This is a genomic window from Shinella curvata, assembly GCF_022899935.1.
GTDB lineage: Bacteria > Pseudomonadota > Alphaproteobacteria > Rhizobiales > Rhizobiaceae > Shinella > Shinella curvata.
In genome coordinates, this window is the sequence record NZ_JALJCJ010000002.1 from 684,324 (window position 1) to 697,929 (window position 13,606).

The following is a 13,606-nucleotide window of genomic DNA, read 5'->3' on the forward strand; positions in this document are numbered from 1 at the left end:
TTAGAGTTCCTTTCGTTGAGTCTCAGATGTTCTGGTTTTTCTTGTCCGCCGGGCCTGCGGGCGTCAGCGCAATGGCGCGCCGCGTATCCATCAGGCCCATGAGGAGGATGACGAAGACCGGTATCGTGAAGAGCAATACCGAGATGTAGGCGAACCACAGGGCAATCAGCCGCCACGGCTTGCCGCGCGTCTTGAAATGCAGGCTCGCGAAGCCGGCAAGCACGAAACCGGCCCCGAAGGTGCCGCAGACGAGCGCGCCGATGATCGCCGGTACGCCGCCCATGAAGGTGAGGACGAGACCGGCGAGAAAGAAGAAGATTGCATTGCGGTGCATGCGCAGCGTCGAAGGCATGTCTTCGCGCGGGCGAAGACCCTTGCCGGAAACGCGCACGATGAACGTCGCGATGTAATAGGCGGCAAACAGCAGGAAGACCCAGAGCGCGCCCTGGACGAGCGGCAGCGCCAGCGAGAACACGCTCTTCAGCTGGGCGATGGCCGCGGCATCGGGATTGTAGAGCGGTTCCTGCGCCTTCAGCGTCTCGATCACGATATCGACGAGCGCGCCGGCCATTTCATCGCTGTAGCCGACGATCGCGCCGACTGCGATCATGCCAAGCGTCACCATGATGGCGAGATGGGCGAGGATGTTTGACAGCGGATACCAGGCGAGCGCGTTTTCCGGGCCGCCGAGTTCGGAAGCCGGGCGGGCGAGGTTCGCGAGGTTGGAAAGCCAGCCAGCCGGGATCAGCGTGATCAGCACGATCAGCGCGGCGAAATTCGACGAGACGAGGGCGGACGCGGTGATACCGCCGGCGACGACGGCGATGAAGGCGCTGGCATTGCCCCAGCCGAGGCCGGCAATCAGAATGGGAAGGGCGGACGCAGCGTAAAGCACGATCGCAAGCGACGACTGCGCATTCGCGCTCAGCGACAGCAGAGCGGCGGTCACACCGGCAACGAGGCCGGTCGCAATCGTGGTTGGCGTCAGGGTCTTCAAGGTCGCTGTCCTGTCTGATCAGACAGTTAGAGGAGGTTCCTGAGACATTGATTCAGGACTGTCTCCCCAACATGGGGTTTTGGTCTCACCCGAGATCGGGAGAATACCGGCGGATCCGATCCGCGCCCAACGCGGAAGGGAAATGGGGAAGGCGGAAACCGTCTTCCCCGGAGTCAAGGCTCGCGATCTGACGTTGAGTCAGGCCGCAGAGTCAGCAGCTTACGCTACGACGTAGGGCAGCAGGCCGAGGAAGCGGGCGCGCTTGATCGCCTGGGCGAGTTCGCGCTGCTTCTTCTGGGAAACGGCCGTGATGCGGGACGGAACGATCTTGCCGCGCTCGGAAATGTAGCGCGAGAGAAGACGAACGTCCTTGTAGTCGATCTTCGGAGCGTTTGCGCCCGAGAAGGGGCAGGTCTTGCGGCGGCGGTGGAACGGACGGCGTGCCGGAGCGGAAGAAACATCAGCCATATCAAAAATCTCCTTCTGCTTCGATTACGCGCGGTCTTCGCGGGCCGGACGGTCGCCACGCGGCGGGCGGTCGCCGAAGTCGCGGCGCGGACGGTCGCCGAAGTCGCGGCGCGGGCCACGGTCGTCGCCTTCGCGGCGCGGACGGTCGTCGCGGTCACGCTTCTGCATCATGGCCGACGGGCCTTCTTCGTGCGCTTCAACAGCGATGGTCATGTAACGAAGGATGTCTTCGTTGATGCGCATCTGGCGCTCGACTTCGTGGATCGCAGCAGCCGGAGCGTCGATGTCCATCAGCGCATAGTGAGCCTTGCGGTTCTTCTTGATGCGGTAGGTGAGGGACTTGAGGCCCCAGTTCTCGACGCGGCCAACCTTGCCGCCGAACGATTCGATAACGCCCTTGTACTGCTCGACGAGAGCGTCGACCTGCTGGGCGGACACATCCTGGCGCGCCAGGAATACGTGTTCATAAAGAGCCATGTGGCTTTGCCTTTCTTGCGTTTACACCCGAAACCGGCGCCAAGCCTCAACGACAGTTCTCAAAGGCGCGAGGCCGAAAGCAAGAAAAGCGTTAATCCAGACGGTCGAGAGCGGAGACACGGGAGGCCGGAGCCCTTGGCTCCAAACGGCAGATCTTTGAGGATTTGCCGGCCCTCCGTTCAGCCACCAGCCGATTGACCGGGTGTGTTGAACAGCGCGCTTATACGGATTTTTCACCGGAAGGCAAGGGCAGGGGCCAGAAAGCTGTGTTCCGTTTCGGGAAAGGGGCTGGAACCAAATTGGAAGTGCCGCGTTTTCCTCCCCGATCCAACCAGATGGAGTGACCGACATGCAGGACCCAAACCTCGTCAATCGTCCCCCGGAAGATCGTTATACGCCTCCGGTGGATGATCGCGGCCCGACCGTCGTCAACGCCAGCAATGGCGGTAGTGGCACAGGCGGCTGGGCAGTTGCCGTAATTCTCGCCGTGCTCGTCGCGGTGGGTATCTTCTATTTCGTCGGCAGCGGAACGCCGGGTGACGGCGTCGATCCGAATGCCAACACCTCTGCCATCGGCACGCAGGACACGGCTCCGGCCGGCGGCACTGCAACCGAAGGTCAGACCGGCGGCGCAACGGGCGGCACGCAGACGCTGGAGACCCAGCCAAGCGGCGGTCAGCAGCCGGCCGAAGGTGGCGGCGCAACCACGACCACGCCTTAACGTCACCCGCATGGGCACGACTGGAAACCCGCCGGAAACGGCGGGTTTCTTTTTGGCTTTCCGCATTATTTTTCAAACACGATGTCGGCTTGCCGGAGGATGGCGCGTCTTCCAGGCATCGGCCGTCCTCGAACGGCCTGGCAAACAGAGTAGGAGGATATACCAATGCCGAAGAACACAATCTGCCTGTGGTTCGACAAGGATGCTGAAGCGGCTGCCCGCTTCTATGCCGAAACGTTTCCCGATAGCGCGGTGGGCGAGATCACGCGCGCCCCTGGCGACTATCCCGACGGCAGGCAAGGCGACGTCCTCGTCGTGGGCTTCACTGTTGCCGGCGTGTCGTGCATCGGATTGAACGGTGGCCCGACCTTCAAGCATAACGAGGCGTTTTCCTTCCAGATCTCGACAGAGAATCAGGAGGAGACGGACCGCTACTGGAATGCGATCGTCGGCAACGGCGGTCAGGAAAGCGAGTGCGGCTGGTGCAAGGACAAATGGGGCATTTCCTGGCAGATCACGCCGCGCACGCTCATGGAGGCTCTTGCCGCCGGCGGCGGCGAGGCCAAGCGCGCCTTTGATGCCATGATGACGATGAAGAAGATCGACGTCGCCGCAATCGAGGCTGCCCGGCGCGGCTGAAGCATATGTCGATAGGGAGGCGGAACGGCAGTCCGTTTCGCCTCCGTTTCGTGTCAGATCGGCGCCGGATACTGCCGGTGGATCCGCGCGATACCCTCGAGCACTTCGGCCGAAAGCGTCATGTCCTTCGCCGCTATATTGGTCTTCAGCTGCTCCATCGACGTCGCGCCGATGATGACCGAGGCCATGAAGGGCCGTGTCAGGCAGAAGGCCAGCGCCATCTGTGCGGGGTCGATGCCGGTTTCCCTCGCAAGCTCGACATAGGCCTTGACGGCCGGCTCCTGCAGCGGCTGGTAACGCCCGCCGAGATCGCCGTTTTTCGTCATGCGCGATCCCTCGGGCTTGGCTCCGTCGAGATACTTGCCGGTGAGAAGGCCGGCGGCGAGCGGCGAATAGGCCAGCAGACCGATATCCTCGTGGTGCGACAGCTCCGCGAGGTCGAGATCGTAGGTCCGGTAGAGCAGATTGTACTCGTTCTGGATCGAGGCGACGCGCGGCAGGCCCTTCTCCTCGGCGAGCCGCAGCATGCGCATCGTGCCCCAGGCCGTGTCGTTTGAGAGGCCGAGCGCGCGGACCTTGCCTGCCTTGACGATCTCGCCGATGGAATCGAGGACTTCCTCGATCTCGGCGGAGACCTTTTCGCGGTCCTGCTTGGCCGGCTCGTAGCTCCAGGCGTTGCGGAAATGGTAGTGCCCGCGGTTCGGCCAGTGCAGCTGGTAGAGATCGACATAGTCGGTCTTCAGGCGCTGCAGGCTGTCGTCGATCGCCTCCAGGATGCCCTTGCGGCTCATCGGTGCGCCGCCGCGAATATAGGGACGGCCGGGGCCGGCGACCTTGGTGGCGAGGATGACCTTGTCGCGGTTGCCGCGCGCCGTCATCCAGTTGCCGATGAAGCGTTCGGTATCGCCATAGGTTTCCGGCGAGAGCGGCGTCGTGGGATAAAGTTCTGCGGTATCGATGAAGTTGACGCCTTGAGAGAACGCGTAGTCGAGCTGGTCTTGGGCTTCCTGCTCGCTGTTCTGCGATCCCCAGGTCATGGTGCCGAGGCAGATCTCCGACACGCTCATGCCGGTCCTGCCGAGCGGATTGTATTTCATGGGAGGGAAAATCCTTTTGTGGGAACCGCGCGAATGTAGGCGGCTTCCCGCGAAGTGCAAGACGGCGGGTGCGATTCCCTGTGCAAGGCCTGGCAAAGGACGGGCCGGGGAGAGCGCTTCATGGCGCAATGCCTTGACTTGGCAGGCCGGAATGTGAATGGAAAAGGAAACAGAAGACGGGAGAAACCCCTATGAGCGTAGCATTCACCTTCCCCGGCCAGGGCAGCCAGGCCGTTGGCATGGGCAAGGAACTCGCCGACGCCTTCCCGGAAGCGCGTGCCGTTTTCGCCGAAGTCGACGAGGCCCTCGGCCAGAAGCTTTCCACCATTATGTACGATGGTCCCGAGGAGACGCTGACGCTGACGGCCAATGCCCAGCCGGCACTGATGGCCGTATCCATTGCCGTCATGCGTGTGCTGGAAGCGCGCGGCCTGTCGCTGAAGGACAAGGTCGCTTACGTCGCCGGTCACTCGCTCGGCGAATATTCCGCACTCTGCGCCGCCGGCACCTTCTCGCTCGCGGATACCGCGCGCCTCCTGCGCATTCGCGGCAATGCCATGCAGTCGGCCGTTCCGGTCGGCGAGGGCGCCATGGCGGCGATCATCGGCCTGGAACAGGCAGATGTCGAAGCCATCTGTCAGGAAGCTTCCAAGGGCGGCTCGTGCCAGATCGCCAACGACAATGGCGGCGGCCAGCTCGTCATTTCCGGCTCCAAGCCGGCCGTCGAGGTCGCAGCCCGTCTCGCGACAGAAAAGGGCGCCAAGCGCGCGCTGATGCTGTCGGTCTCCGCACCCTTCCATTCCGCCCTGATGGCGCCGGCCGCCGATGCCATGCGCGAGGCGCTCGCTGCCGTCGAGGCCAAGGCTCCGGTTGTGCCTATCATCGCCAATGTGCGCGCCGCCCCGGTCAGCGATCCGCAGGAGATCGTTCGCCTGCTCGTCGAGCAGGTCACTGGTCAGGTGCGCTGGCGCGAGACGGTCGAATGGTTCGGCAAGAACGATGTGACGACGCTGTACGAAGTCGGCTCCGGCAAGGTGCTGACCGGCCTTGCGCGCCGCATCGACAAGTCCGTCACCGGCATCGCCATCAACACGCCCACCGATATCGACAGTGCGCTTGCAGCACTCCTCGGCTGATCTCTTCTATAAGGAACGCACCCATGTTTGATCTTTCCGGCCGCAAGGCACTGGTTACCGGCGCATCCGGCGGCATCGGCGAGGAGATCGCCCGCATCCTGCACGCTCAGGGCGCCATCGTCGGCCTGCACGGCACCCGCGTCGAAAAGCTCGAAACGCTCGCCAACGAGTTCGGCGAACGCGTCCAGATCTTCCCCGCGAACCTCTCCGATCGCGCCGAAGTCAAGGCGCTCGGCGAGAAGGCCGAAGCCGAACTCGGCGGCGTTGATATCCTCGTGAACAATGCCGGCATCACCAAGGACGGCCTGTTCGTGCGCATGAGCGATGACGACTGGGATGCCGTTCTCGAAGTGAACCTCACGGCCGTCTTCCGCCTGACGCGCGAGCTGACCCACCCGATGATGCGCCGCCGTTATGGCCGTATCATCAACATCACCTCTGTCGTCGGCGTCACCGGCAATCCGGGCCAGGCGAACTACTGCGCCTCCAAGGCGGGCATGATCGGCTTCACCAAGTCGCTCGCCCAGGAAATCGCGACCCGCAACGTCACCGTCAACTGCGTGGCGCCGGGCTTCATCGAAAGCGCGATGACCGGCAAGCTGAACGACAAGCAGAAGGAAGCGATCATGGGGGCCATTCCCATGAAGCGCATGGGCACCGGCACGGAAGTCGCGTCCGCCGTCGCCTACCTCGCGTCGTCGGAAGCATCCTACATGACGGGCCAGACGCTGCATGTGAACGGCGGCATGGCGATGATCTAAGGTGGACGAAATGCCCCAGCGGGCCGGCATGAATTGCATGTTGACCGCTGGTGCACCGGCCATTTTCGGACTTTGCGGCAGACTTAAACCGTGTTAATCGGGCCATGACTGTCAGCAGTCGACGGGCAAATGCCTGTGCAATCGCGTGGTATGGAACAGTATCGCCGATGCCGCATTGCCGGTTGAAGAGATTGCCGGATATGTTCTTGAGGCATATCGGGCGTGTTGAGTGCCCGGCGCTGTGAAAGGCGCCGATCAAAAAAACAAAGGTCGAGGAATCCGACATGAGCGACGTAGCAGAACGCGTAAAGAAAATTGTCATTGATCATCTGGGCGTTGACGCCGAAAAGGTCAGCGAAGGCGCAAGCTTCATCGATGACCTTGGCGCGGACTCGCTCGACACCGTCGAACTGGTCATGGCCTTCGAAGAAGAGTTCGGCGTCGAGATCCCGGATGATGCCGCTGACTCGATCCTGACGGTCGGCGACGCCGTCAAGTTCATCGAGAAGGCCCAGGCCTAATCATCGATACCGGCGGGCCGCTGATCCGGCGGCCCGTCCCGGTCTCCTCCCGGAGGCCTACCTCCTCTTGGGGCAAAGACATAGAATTCTATAGGGTGGATCACGGACGATGAGGCGTGTCGTTATCACGGGTACCGGCATGGTATCCCCGCTTGGCTGTGGCACCGAAATTACCTGGAGCCGGCTTCTTGAGGGCCGCAGCGGCGCTGCCAGGGTAACGACCTTCGAGGTCGAAGATCTTCCTGCAAAGATTGCCTGCTCGATCCCGCTCGGCGATGGCACTGACGGCACCTACAATGCCGACCAGTGGATGGAGCCGAAGGAACAGCGCAAGGTCGATCCCTTCATCACCTATGCCGTCGCCGCCGCCGATATGGCGCTGATCGATGCCGGCTGGCATCCCAAGACCGACGAAGACCAGATTGCGACCGGCGTGCTCATCGGCTCCGGCATCGGCGGCCTCGAAGGCATCGTCGAGGCCGGTTACACGCTGCGCGACAAGGGTCCGCGCCGTGTTTCGCCCTTTTTCATTCCCGGCCGCCTGATCAACCTCGCCTCCGGCCAGGTCTCGATCAAGCACAAGCTGCGTGGCCCGAACCATTCCGTCGTCACCGCCTGCTCGACCGGCGCGCACGCCATCGGCGATGCCAGCCGCCTGATCGCGCTGGGTGATGCCGACGTCATGGTCGCGGGCGGTGCCGAATCCCCGATCTGCCGCATTGCGCTTGCCGGCTTTGCCGCCTGCAAGGCGCTGTCGACCGAGCGCAATGACGACCCGACCGCCGCCTCGCGCCCCTATGACCGTGACCGCGATGGTTTCGTCATGGGCGAGGGCGCCGGCATCGTCGTTCTCGAAGAGCTGGAACACGCCAAGGCGCGTGGCGCGAAGATCTATGCGGAAGTTGTCGGCTACGGCCTGTCGGGCGACGCCTACCATATCACCGCGCCTTCGGAAGATGGCGACGGCGCTTACCGCTGCATGCAGATGGCGCTGAAGCGCGCCGGCATTCCGGCGAGCGAAGTCGATTACATCAATTCGCACGGTACATCGACCATGGCCGACACGATCGAGCTGGGCGCGGTCGAGCGTCTGATGGGCGATGCCGCCTCGCGCCTCTCTATGTCGTCGACCAAGTCTGCCATCGGCCACCTGCTCGGTGCCGCCGGCGCTGTCGAAGCCATCTTCTCGGCATTGGCGATCCGCGATAACATCGCGCCGCCGACGCTGAACCTCGACAATCCTGCCGTCGAGACGGCGATCGACCTTGTGCCGCACAAGGCGCGCAAGCGCGAGATCAACGTGGCGCTGTCCAACTCGTTCGGCTTCGGCGGAACGAATGCATCGCTGGTTCTCAAGCGCTACGCCTGACCCCGATCCGGGGCGTTTGCCCCGGCGCGCCGCCACCCGCCCGAGGGCTTTGCCTCCGGTGCGCCGTACACCCGAATGTGAAGAGCGGGTTCATCCTGCTTTTGCCGTATTGCTCTGCTGAACACGTCGAGCAATGCCAGAACCCATGAGGACAGTCCGTGAGCGACACGAACGAACCCGGCGAGACCCAGTTTGGCCGCGGCGAGGCATCCGGCCAGCCGCGCATCATTCCGAAGTCCGCCAGCGAGGCCCTGCGCCCCGAACAGGTGCCTGAGCCCCCGAGCCGCCGCCGCTCGCGCAAGGCCCGCAGCCAGCTCGTTATCTTCCTGAATTTCGTCATGACCGTGATCGTCTTCGCGACTCTGATCGGCGTGGGCGTTTTCTACTATGGTGTGAAGAGCTACGAGGAAACCGGTCCGCTTCAGGCCAATACGAATTTCATCGTGCGTGCGGGTGCGGGCACCAACGAGATCGCCTCGAATCTCGAGCGCAACAACATCATCACCGACAGCCGCGTCTTCCGCGTGCTCTCGCGCATCTATCTCGATGGCGACACGCTGAAGGCCGGCGAGTACGAAATCAAGTCGGGCGCGACCATGCGCGAGATCGTCGAACTCCTGAAGTCCGGCAAGTCGATCCTCTACAGCGTTTCCGTTCCCGAGGGCCTGACGGTCAAGCAGGTGTTCAAGCGCCTGCAGGACGATCCGGTGCTGGAAGGTGACCTGCCGCAGGAACTGCCCGCCGAGGGCTCCCTGATGACCGACACCTACAAGTTCTCGCGCGGCACCAAGCGCGCCGACATTCTCCAGCAGATGCTGGCGGCGCAGAAGAACCTGATCGACCAGATCTGGGAAAAGCGCGACGATAACCTGCCGGTCGCCACGCGTGAGGAATTCGTGACGCTCGCCTCGATCGTCGAGAAGGAAACCGGCCGTGCCGACGAGCGCCCGCGCGTCGCCTCCGTCTTCCTCAACCGTCTCGACAAGGGCATGCGTCTGCAGTCCGACCCGACGATCATCTACGGCATCTTCGGCGGCGAAGGTAAGCCGTCCGACCGTCCGATCTACCAGTCGGACCTCGAAAAACAGACGCCGTACAATACCTACATCATCAAGGGCCTGCCGCCGACACCGATCGCCAACCCGGGCCGCGCGGCGCTCGAAGCCGTCGCCAATCCTTCGCGCACCAGCGACCTCTATTTCGTCGCCGACGGCACGGGCGGCCACGTCTTCGCCGAGACGCTGGACGAGCACAACCAGAATGTCCGCCGCTGGCGCAAGCTGGAGGCGGAGAAGGCGGCGGCAGCCGCCAAGGAAGCCGAAGGCGCAACGGCGCAGTGATCGGCATCACCTTCAAACGGCCCCGACGCTTCTGTCCGGGGCCGTTTTCTTTATGGGCACAAGCTTTATGTGGATCGCGGCCTGTTCGGCGCGCTTGCCCGTTTCCAACCCCGTGAAACTGCTTCACTTTGGAACTTGAGGTCGCGCGGGCTGCGCGGACCCGGCTGCCTCCCGTTCCGGTGAGGTGCCACAGGAGGCTGACATGACATTGCAATCGATGACCGGCTTTTCGCGGGTCGAGGGGACCAGCGGGCGCACGCGCTGGGCGTGGGAGTTGCGGTCGGTGAACGGCAAGGGGCTGGACCTGCGCCTGCGCCTGCCGCCCGGTCTCGAGGCGCTGGAGGCGGATGTCCGCCGGCTGGCGGGCGAGGCCTTCTCCCGTGGCAATCTCCAGATCGGGCTTGCCACCAGCGTCAGCGAGGCGCAGGTCGAGGCCGTGGTGAACCAGGCGGCGCTCGCCGCCGTGCTGGCGCTGCGCGACCAGCTGGCCGGCACCATCGATCCCGCGCCGCTGAAGCTCGACACGTTGCTCTCGGTACGCGGCATCGTCGATTTCCGCGAGGCCGAGGAGAGCGAGACGGACCGCTCGACGCGCGACGCCGACATCCGCACCGGCCTTGCCGAGGCGATCCGCTGTCTCGCCGACATGCGCCGCAAGGAGGGGGCAGCCCTTGCCGAGGTGTTGTTGGGGCAGGTGGCGCGCATCGAGGCGCTGACGGCGACCGTCGAGGCCGACCCGTCGCGCAGCGTCTCGGCGATTGCCGAGCGGCTTTCCGCGCAGGTCGCCGTGCTGATGCAGGGTGCGACGGCACTCGACCGCGACCGCCTGCATCAGGAGGCGGCGCTGATTGCCACCAAGGCGGATCTGCGCGAAGAGATCGACCGGCTGAAGGCGCATGTCCGTGCGGCGCGTGAGCTGATCGCCGAAGGCGGGCCGATCGGGCGCAAGCTCGATTTTCTCGCACAGGAATTTAACCGGGAATCGAATACCATCTGTTCCAAGTCGAACGCGGCTCAAGTAACAGCTGCAGGCATCGAATTGAAGGTCGTCATCGACCAGTTCCGCGAACAGGTCCAGAATCTGGAGTAGGCCATGGCCGAGCCATCGAAGCACATCCACATCGAACGCCGCGGGCTCATGCTCGTCATCTCCTCGCCCTCGGGCGCAGGCAAATCGACGATCGCGCGCAACCTGCTGGAGGCCGATCCGGGCCTCAGCCTGTCGGTCAGCGTCACGACCCGCCAGCGCCGCGCCAGCGAGATCGCCGGCCGGCACTACCACTTCATCAACCACAAGGAATTCGAGCGCCTGCGCGACAGCGATGCGCTGCTGGAATGGGCTGAAGTCCACGGCAATTTCTACGGCACGCCGCGCGAGCCGGTGGAAGAGGCGATGTCCGCCGGCCGTGACATGCTGTTCGACATCGACTGGCAGGGCGCCCAGCAGCTTCAGGAGAAGATGCCGGCCGATGTCGTTTCCATCTTCATCCTGCCGCCGTCGATGACCGAGCTTCAATCGCGCCTGCACCGCCGCGCGGAGGACACCGAAGAGGTCATCCAGACCCGCCTTGCCAATTCCCGCGCCGAAATCGAGCACTGGCGGGAATATGACTATGTCATCCTCAACGACGACCTCTCCGTCGCCTTCGACGCCGTGCAGAGCATCGTCAAGGCCGAGCGCCTGCGCCGCGACCGTCGCCACGGGCTATTCGAGTTCGTGACCAAGCTGGTGACGGAAAAGCCGGTTTTGTAGATGCGTTGACTGCGACAAAGGTTCGCCGTGACCAGGTATGCTCGCTTTGTATGCCTTCAAAATGTCGCCGGAAGCGGACGGAGGGAAGGGGCCTTTTGTGCGGCATACAGGCTGCTGGACGATCCATCGTTTGACGAAGGCGGCCGGGCACGCTTGGAAGGAATTCTTGCGTGGTTCCGTGTAAGGCTGCCGATTCCAGAGCGCTTCAATAAATCCACATCGAAGGGAGCCTGGCGCAGCCAAGCGACCGCGGGGCTGAGCTGGTTCAAGGAGGACGCCAAGCCCGCGATCGAAAAAGCTTTTGAGCTTGTCAGCCTACTGGCCGACTATGGATATCCCATTGAGGTGCTTTGGACTGAGCGGCCTGGTTTTGTCGTCTACGAAGACGAGCAGCAGATTGTTGCAGAACCGTTCTACGATACGCCAGGCTGAATGTCGCGGCTCAGCCGAGCGCGTTCGCCAGCCGCACGAATTCTTCCACGCTCAGCGTTTCCGCCCGCCGCTGCGCATCGATCTCCGCCCGTGCCAGCAGCGCTTCCCCACCCAGCGATTTCACACTCTGGCGCAGCATCTTGCGGCGCTGGCCGAAGGCGGCGTGGGTGACGCGCTCGAGTGCTGCCACGTCGCAAGGCAGCGGATTGGCGACCGGCTCCAGATGCACGACCGAGGACGTCACCTTCGGCGGTGGCGTGAAGGCCTGCGGCGGCACGTCGAAGGCCATGCGCGCGTCCGTGCGCCAGCCGCAGAGCACACCGAGACGGCCATAGTGGTCATCGTTTTCCTCTGCCACGATGCGCAGGCCCACTTCTCGCTGGAACATCAGCGTCAGCGAGTCCCAGAAGGGCGGCCAGGTCTTCGGCAGCAGCCAGTTGACGAGCAACTGCGTGCCGACATTGTAGGGCAGGTTGGCGATGATGCGCACGGGCTCGCCCGGTGCCAGCGCCTCGAAATCCGTTTTCAGCGCGTCGCCCTCGATGACGGTCAGGCGACCCGGATAGTGGTCCGAAATCTCCGCCAATGCGGGTAGGCAGCGCGCGTCGCGCTCGATGGCGATCACGCGCTTGGCGCCGAGCGCCAGGATGGCGCGCGTCAGGCCGCCGGGACCGGGGCCGACCTCGATCACCGTGTGGTTCTCTATGGGGCCGGCGGTGCGGGCGATCTTCTGCGTGAGGTTCAGGTCGAGCAGAAAGTTCTGGCCGAGCGCCTTCTTGGCGTCGAGCCCATGGCGCTGGATGACGTCGCGCAGCGGGGGAAGTCCATCGAGGGCGGCCATCAGGGTGTGTCCTCCGTATTACGCGCATGCATGGCGAGTTCCTGCGCGAGGCGGAGCGCCGCCAGCAGGCTGTCGGGTCTGGCGATGCCCTTGCCGGCGATGGCGAAAGCGGTGCCGTGGTCCGGCGAGGTGCGGATGAAGGGCAGGCCAAGCGTCGCATTGACGGAATCGTCGAAGCCGAGCGCCTTGGCAGGGATCAGCGCCTGATCGTGATACATGCAGAGCGCCACGTCATAGGTGGCGCGGGCAGCGTCATGGAACATCGTATCGGCCGGCAGCGGACCGACGGCGGCAATGCCGGCGGCCTTGAGGCGCTCGACGGCGGGACGGACGATTGCATCGTCCTCCAGTCCGAGCGCACCGCCTTCGCCCGCATGGGGGTTGAGGCCGGCAATGGCAAGGCGCGGTTCGGCAATGCCGAAGCGCCGGCGCAGGTCACGTTCGGTGATCACGGCCGTCTCGACGATCAGGTTTTCCGTCAGCGCCGCCGGCACGTCCTTCAGCGGGATGTGGATCGTCACGGGAACAGCCCGCAGCTTCGGCCCGGCCAGCAGCATGACGGGCAGAGCCGTGCGGCCCACGGTTCTGGCGGCGAGGTCGGCAAGGAATTCCGTATGGCCGGGAAAGCCGAAGCCGGCATCGTAGAGCACGGCCTTGGCGATGGGATTGGTCACGACGGCGGCGGTTCGTCCGGCCGTGGTGAGCGCCACCGCCGTCTCGATGGCGCCGATAATGGCGGCAGCGTTGCCGGAGTCCGGTTCGCCGGCAATGACGGGAACGGCGCAATCGCAGGGCAGGACAGGCAGGGCGTCGCCGAAAATACCCGCCGCGGTTTCCGGTGTGGCGGGCGCCACGGCGATATCGAGCCCCAGACGAACGGCCCGCTGACGCAAAACACCGGCATCGCCGATGAAGAGGAAAGGCGGCAGGGAGAGGGACTGACGAGCCGACCAGAGGGCGAGCGTTATATCCGGCCCGATCCCCGCCGGGTCGCCCATGGTGAGCGCCAGCGGAGGAAGTTGCGTCATCGTCATGGGATGCCTGCCAAAAACGG

16 protein-coding genes are annotated in these 13,606 nt (G+C 64.0%); 10 read left to right on the plus strand and 6 right to left on the minus strand.

Annotated features, from left to right (window positions below):
• Positions 1-22 precede the first annotated feature (22 nt).
• From MUU55_RS09375 to rpsF, 3 genes are all read right to left on the minus strand, one after another.
• Entirely contained in the window at positions 23-997 is a 975-nt protein-coding gene (locus MUU55_RS09375) for a YybS family protein (RefSeq protein WP_244760506.1), read from the minus strand.
• Between the two features lie 219 nt (positions 998-1,216).
• Positions 1,217-1,465, minus strand: coding sequence for a 30S ribosomal protein S18 (rpsR, locus tag MUU55_RS09380; protein WP_117369403.1), 249 nt, complete (start codon positions 1,463-1,465; stop codon positions 1,217-1,219).
• A 24-nt stretch (positions 1,466-1,489) separates the two neighbouring features.
• Positions 1,490-1,942, minus strand: a complete 453-nt coding sequence (gene rpsF / locus MUU55_RS09385; protein WP_117369405.1) for a 30S ribosomal protein S6 — start codon at positions 1,940-1,942, stop codon at positions 1,490-1,492.
• Between the two features lie 349 nt (positions 1,943-2,291).
• Between rpsF and MUU55_RS09390 the strand changes: the two genes are divergently transcribed.
• Positions 2,292-2,663, plus strand: a complete 372-nt coding sequence (locus MUU55_RS09390; protein ID WP_244760507.1) for a hypothetical protein — start codon at positions 2,292-2,294, stop codon at positions 2,661-2,663.
• Between the two features lie 165 nt (positions 2,664-2,828).
• A complete protein-coding gene (locus MUU55_RS09395) occupies positions 2,829-3,302 on the plus strand; it encodes a VOC family protein (RefSeq protein ID WP_244760508.1) in 474 nt (157 codons plus the stop codon).
• A 53-nt stretch (positions 3,303-3,355) separates the two neighbouring features.
• Here MUU55_RS09395 and MUU55_RS09400 read toward each other — a convergent pair whose 3' ends face one another.
• On the minus strand, positions 3,356-4,399 hold the full coding sequence (locus MUU55_RS09400; RefSeq protein ID WP_244760509.1) for an aldo/keto reductase: 1,044 nt from the start codon (positions 4,397-4,399) through the stop codon (positions 3,356-3,358).
• A gap of 191 nt (positions 4,400-4,590) precedes the next feature.
• Between MUU55_RS09400 and fabD the strand changes: the two genes are divergently transcribed.
• From fabD to MUU55_RS09440, 8 genes are all read left to right on the plus strand, one after another.
• Positions 4,591-5,535 carry an ACP S-malonyltransferase gene (fabD, locus tag MUU55_RS09405; RefSeq protein ID WP_244760510.1) on the plus strand — a complete coding sequence of 315 codons (945 nt, stop codon included), beginning with the start codon at positions 4,591-4,593 and terminating at the stop codon, positions 5,533-5,535.
• Positions 5,536-5,558: 23 nt separating this feature from the next.
• Entirely contained in the window at positions 5,559-6,296 is a 738-nt protein-coding gene (gene fabG / locus MUU55_RS09410) for a 3-oxoacyl-[acyl-carrier-protein] reductase (protein ID WP_244760511.1), read from the plus strand.
• 284 nt (positions 6,297-6,580) lie between these two features.
• Positions 6,581-6,817: an acyl carrier protein gene (locus MUU55_RS09415; protein WP_018327362.1), complete on the plus strand. Its 237-nt coding sequence runs from the start codon at positions 6,581-6,583 to the stop codon at positions 6,815-6,817.
• 109 nt (positions 6,818-6,926) lie between these two features.
• Complete coding sequence (gene fabF, locus MUU55_RS09420) at positions 6,927-8,186, plus strand: beta-ketoacyl-ACP synthase II (protein WP_244760512.1); 1,260 nt, start codon at positions 6,927-6,929, stop codon at positions 8,184-8,186.
• Between the two features lie 158 nt (positions 8,187-8,344).
• Positions 8,345-9,526: an endolytic transglycosylase MltG gene (mltG, locus tag MUU55_RS09425; protein WP_244760513.1), complete on the plus strand. Its 1,182-nt coding sequence runs from the start codon at positions 8,345-8,347 to the stop codon at positions 9,524-9,526.
• A 202-nt stretch (positions 9,527-9,728) separates the two neighbouring features.
• Positions 9,729-10,616: a YicC/YloC family endoribonuclease gene (locus MUU55_RS09430; protein ID WP_244760514.1), complete on the plus strand. Its 888-nt coding sequence runs from the start codon at positions 9,729-9,731 to the stop codon at positions 10,614-10,616.
• A gap of 3 nt (positions 10,617-10,619) precedes the next feature.
• A complete protein-coding gene (gmk, locus tag MUU55_RS09435) occupies positions 10,620-11,279 on the plus strand; it encodes a guanylate kinase (protein ID WP_064329653.1) in 660 nt (219 codons plus the stop codon).
• Between the two features lie 153 nt (positions 11,280-11,432).
• Positions 11,433-11,711 carry a hypothetical protein gene (locus tag MUU55_RS09440; protein WP_244760515.1) on the plus strand — a complete coding sequence of 93 codons (279 nt, stop codon included), beginning with the start codon at positions 11,433-11,435 and terminating at the stop codon, positions 11,709-11,711.
• A gap of 10 nt (positions 11,712-11,721) precedes the next feature.
• Here MUU55_RS09440 and rsmA read toward each other — a convergent pair whose 3' ends face one another.
• Positions 11,722-12,552, minus strand: a complete 831-nt coding sequence (gene rsmA / locus MUU55_RS09445; protein ID WP_244760516.1) for a 16S rRNA (adenine(1518)-N(6)/adenine(1519)-N(6))-dimethyltransferase RsmA — start codon at positions 12,550-12,552, stop codon at positions 11,722-11,724.
• The gene (pdxA, locus tag MUU55_RS09450; RefSeq protein WP_244760517.1) at positions 12,552-13,586 is read right to left on the minus strand and encodes a 4-hydroxythreonine-4-phosphate dehydrogenase PdxA; all 1,035 of its coding nucleotides are present in this window, start codon (positions 13,584-13,586) and stop codon (positions 12,552-12,554) included. The genes rsmA and pdxA overlap by 1 nt, the downstream gene beginning before the upstream one ends.
• Positions 13,587-13,606: the final 20 nt, after the last annotated feature.

Coding starts and splice junctions, on each gene's coding strand:
- rpsR (WP_117369403.1), bottom strand. CDS start 1,465: ATGGCTGATGTTTCTTCCGCTCCGGCACGCCGTCCGTTCCACCGCCGC.
- rpsF (WP_117369405.1), bottom strand. CDS start 1,942: ATGGCTCTTTATGAACACGTATTCCTGGCGCGCCAGGATGTGTCCGCC.
- MUU55_RS09390 (WP_244760507.1), top strand. CDS start 2,292: ATGCAGGACCCAAACCTCGTCAATCGTCCCCCGGAAGATCGTTATACG.
- MUU55_RS09395 (WP_244760508.1), top strand. CDS start 2,829: ATGCCGAAGAACACAATCTGCCTGTGGTTCGACAAGGATGCTGAAGCG.
- MUU55_RS09400 (WP_244760509.1), bottom strand. CDS start 4,399: ATGAAATACAATCCGCTCGGCAGGACCGGCATGAGCGTGTCGGAGATC.
- fabD (WP_244760510.1), top strand. CDS start 4,591: ATGAGCGTAGCATTCACCTTCCCCGGCCAGGGCAGCCAGGCCGTTGGC.
- fabG (WP_244760511.1), top strand. CDS start 5,559: ATGTTTGATCTTTCCGGCCGCAAGGCACTGGTTACCGGCGCATCCGGC.
- MUU55_RS09415 (WP_018327362.1), top strand. CDS start 6,581: ATGAGCGACGTAGCAGAACGCGTAAAGAAAATTGTCATTGATCATCTG.
- fabF (WP_244760512.1), top strand. CDS start 6,927: ATGAGGCGTGTCGTTATCACGGGTACCGGCATGGTATCCCCGCTTGGC.
- MUU55_RS09430 (WP_244760514.1), top strand. CDS start 9,729: ATGACATTGCAATCGATGACCGGCTTTTCGCGGGTCGAGGGGACCAGC.
- gmk (WP_064329653.1), top strand. CDS start 10,620: ATGGCCGAGCCATCGAAGCACATCCACATCGAACGCCGCGGGCTCATG.
- rsmA (WP_244760516.1), bottom strand. CDS start 12,552: ATGGCCGCCCTCGATGGACTTCCCCCGCTGCGCGACGTCATCCAGCGC.
- pdxA (WP_244760517.1), bottom strand. CDS start 13,586: ATGACGATGACGCAACTTCCTCCGCTGGCGCTCACCATGGGCGACCCG.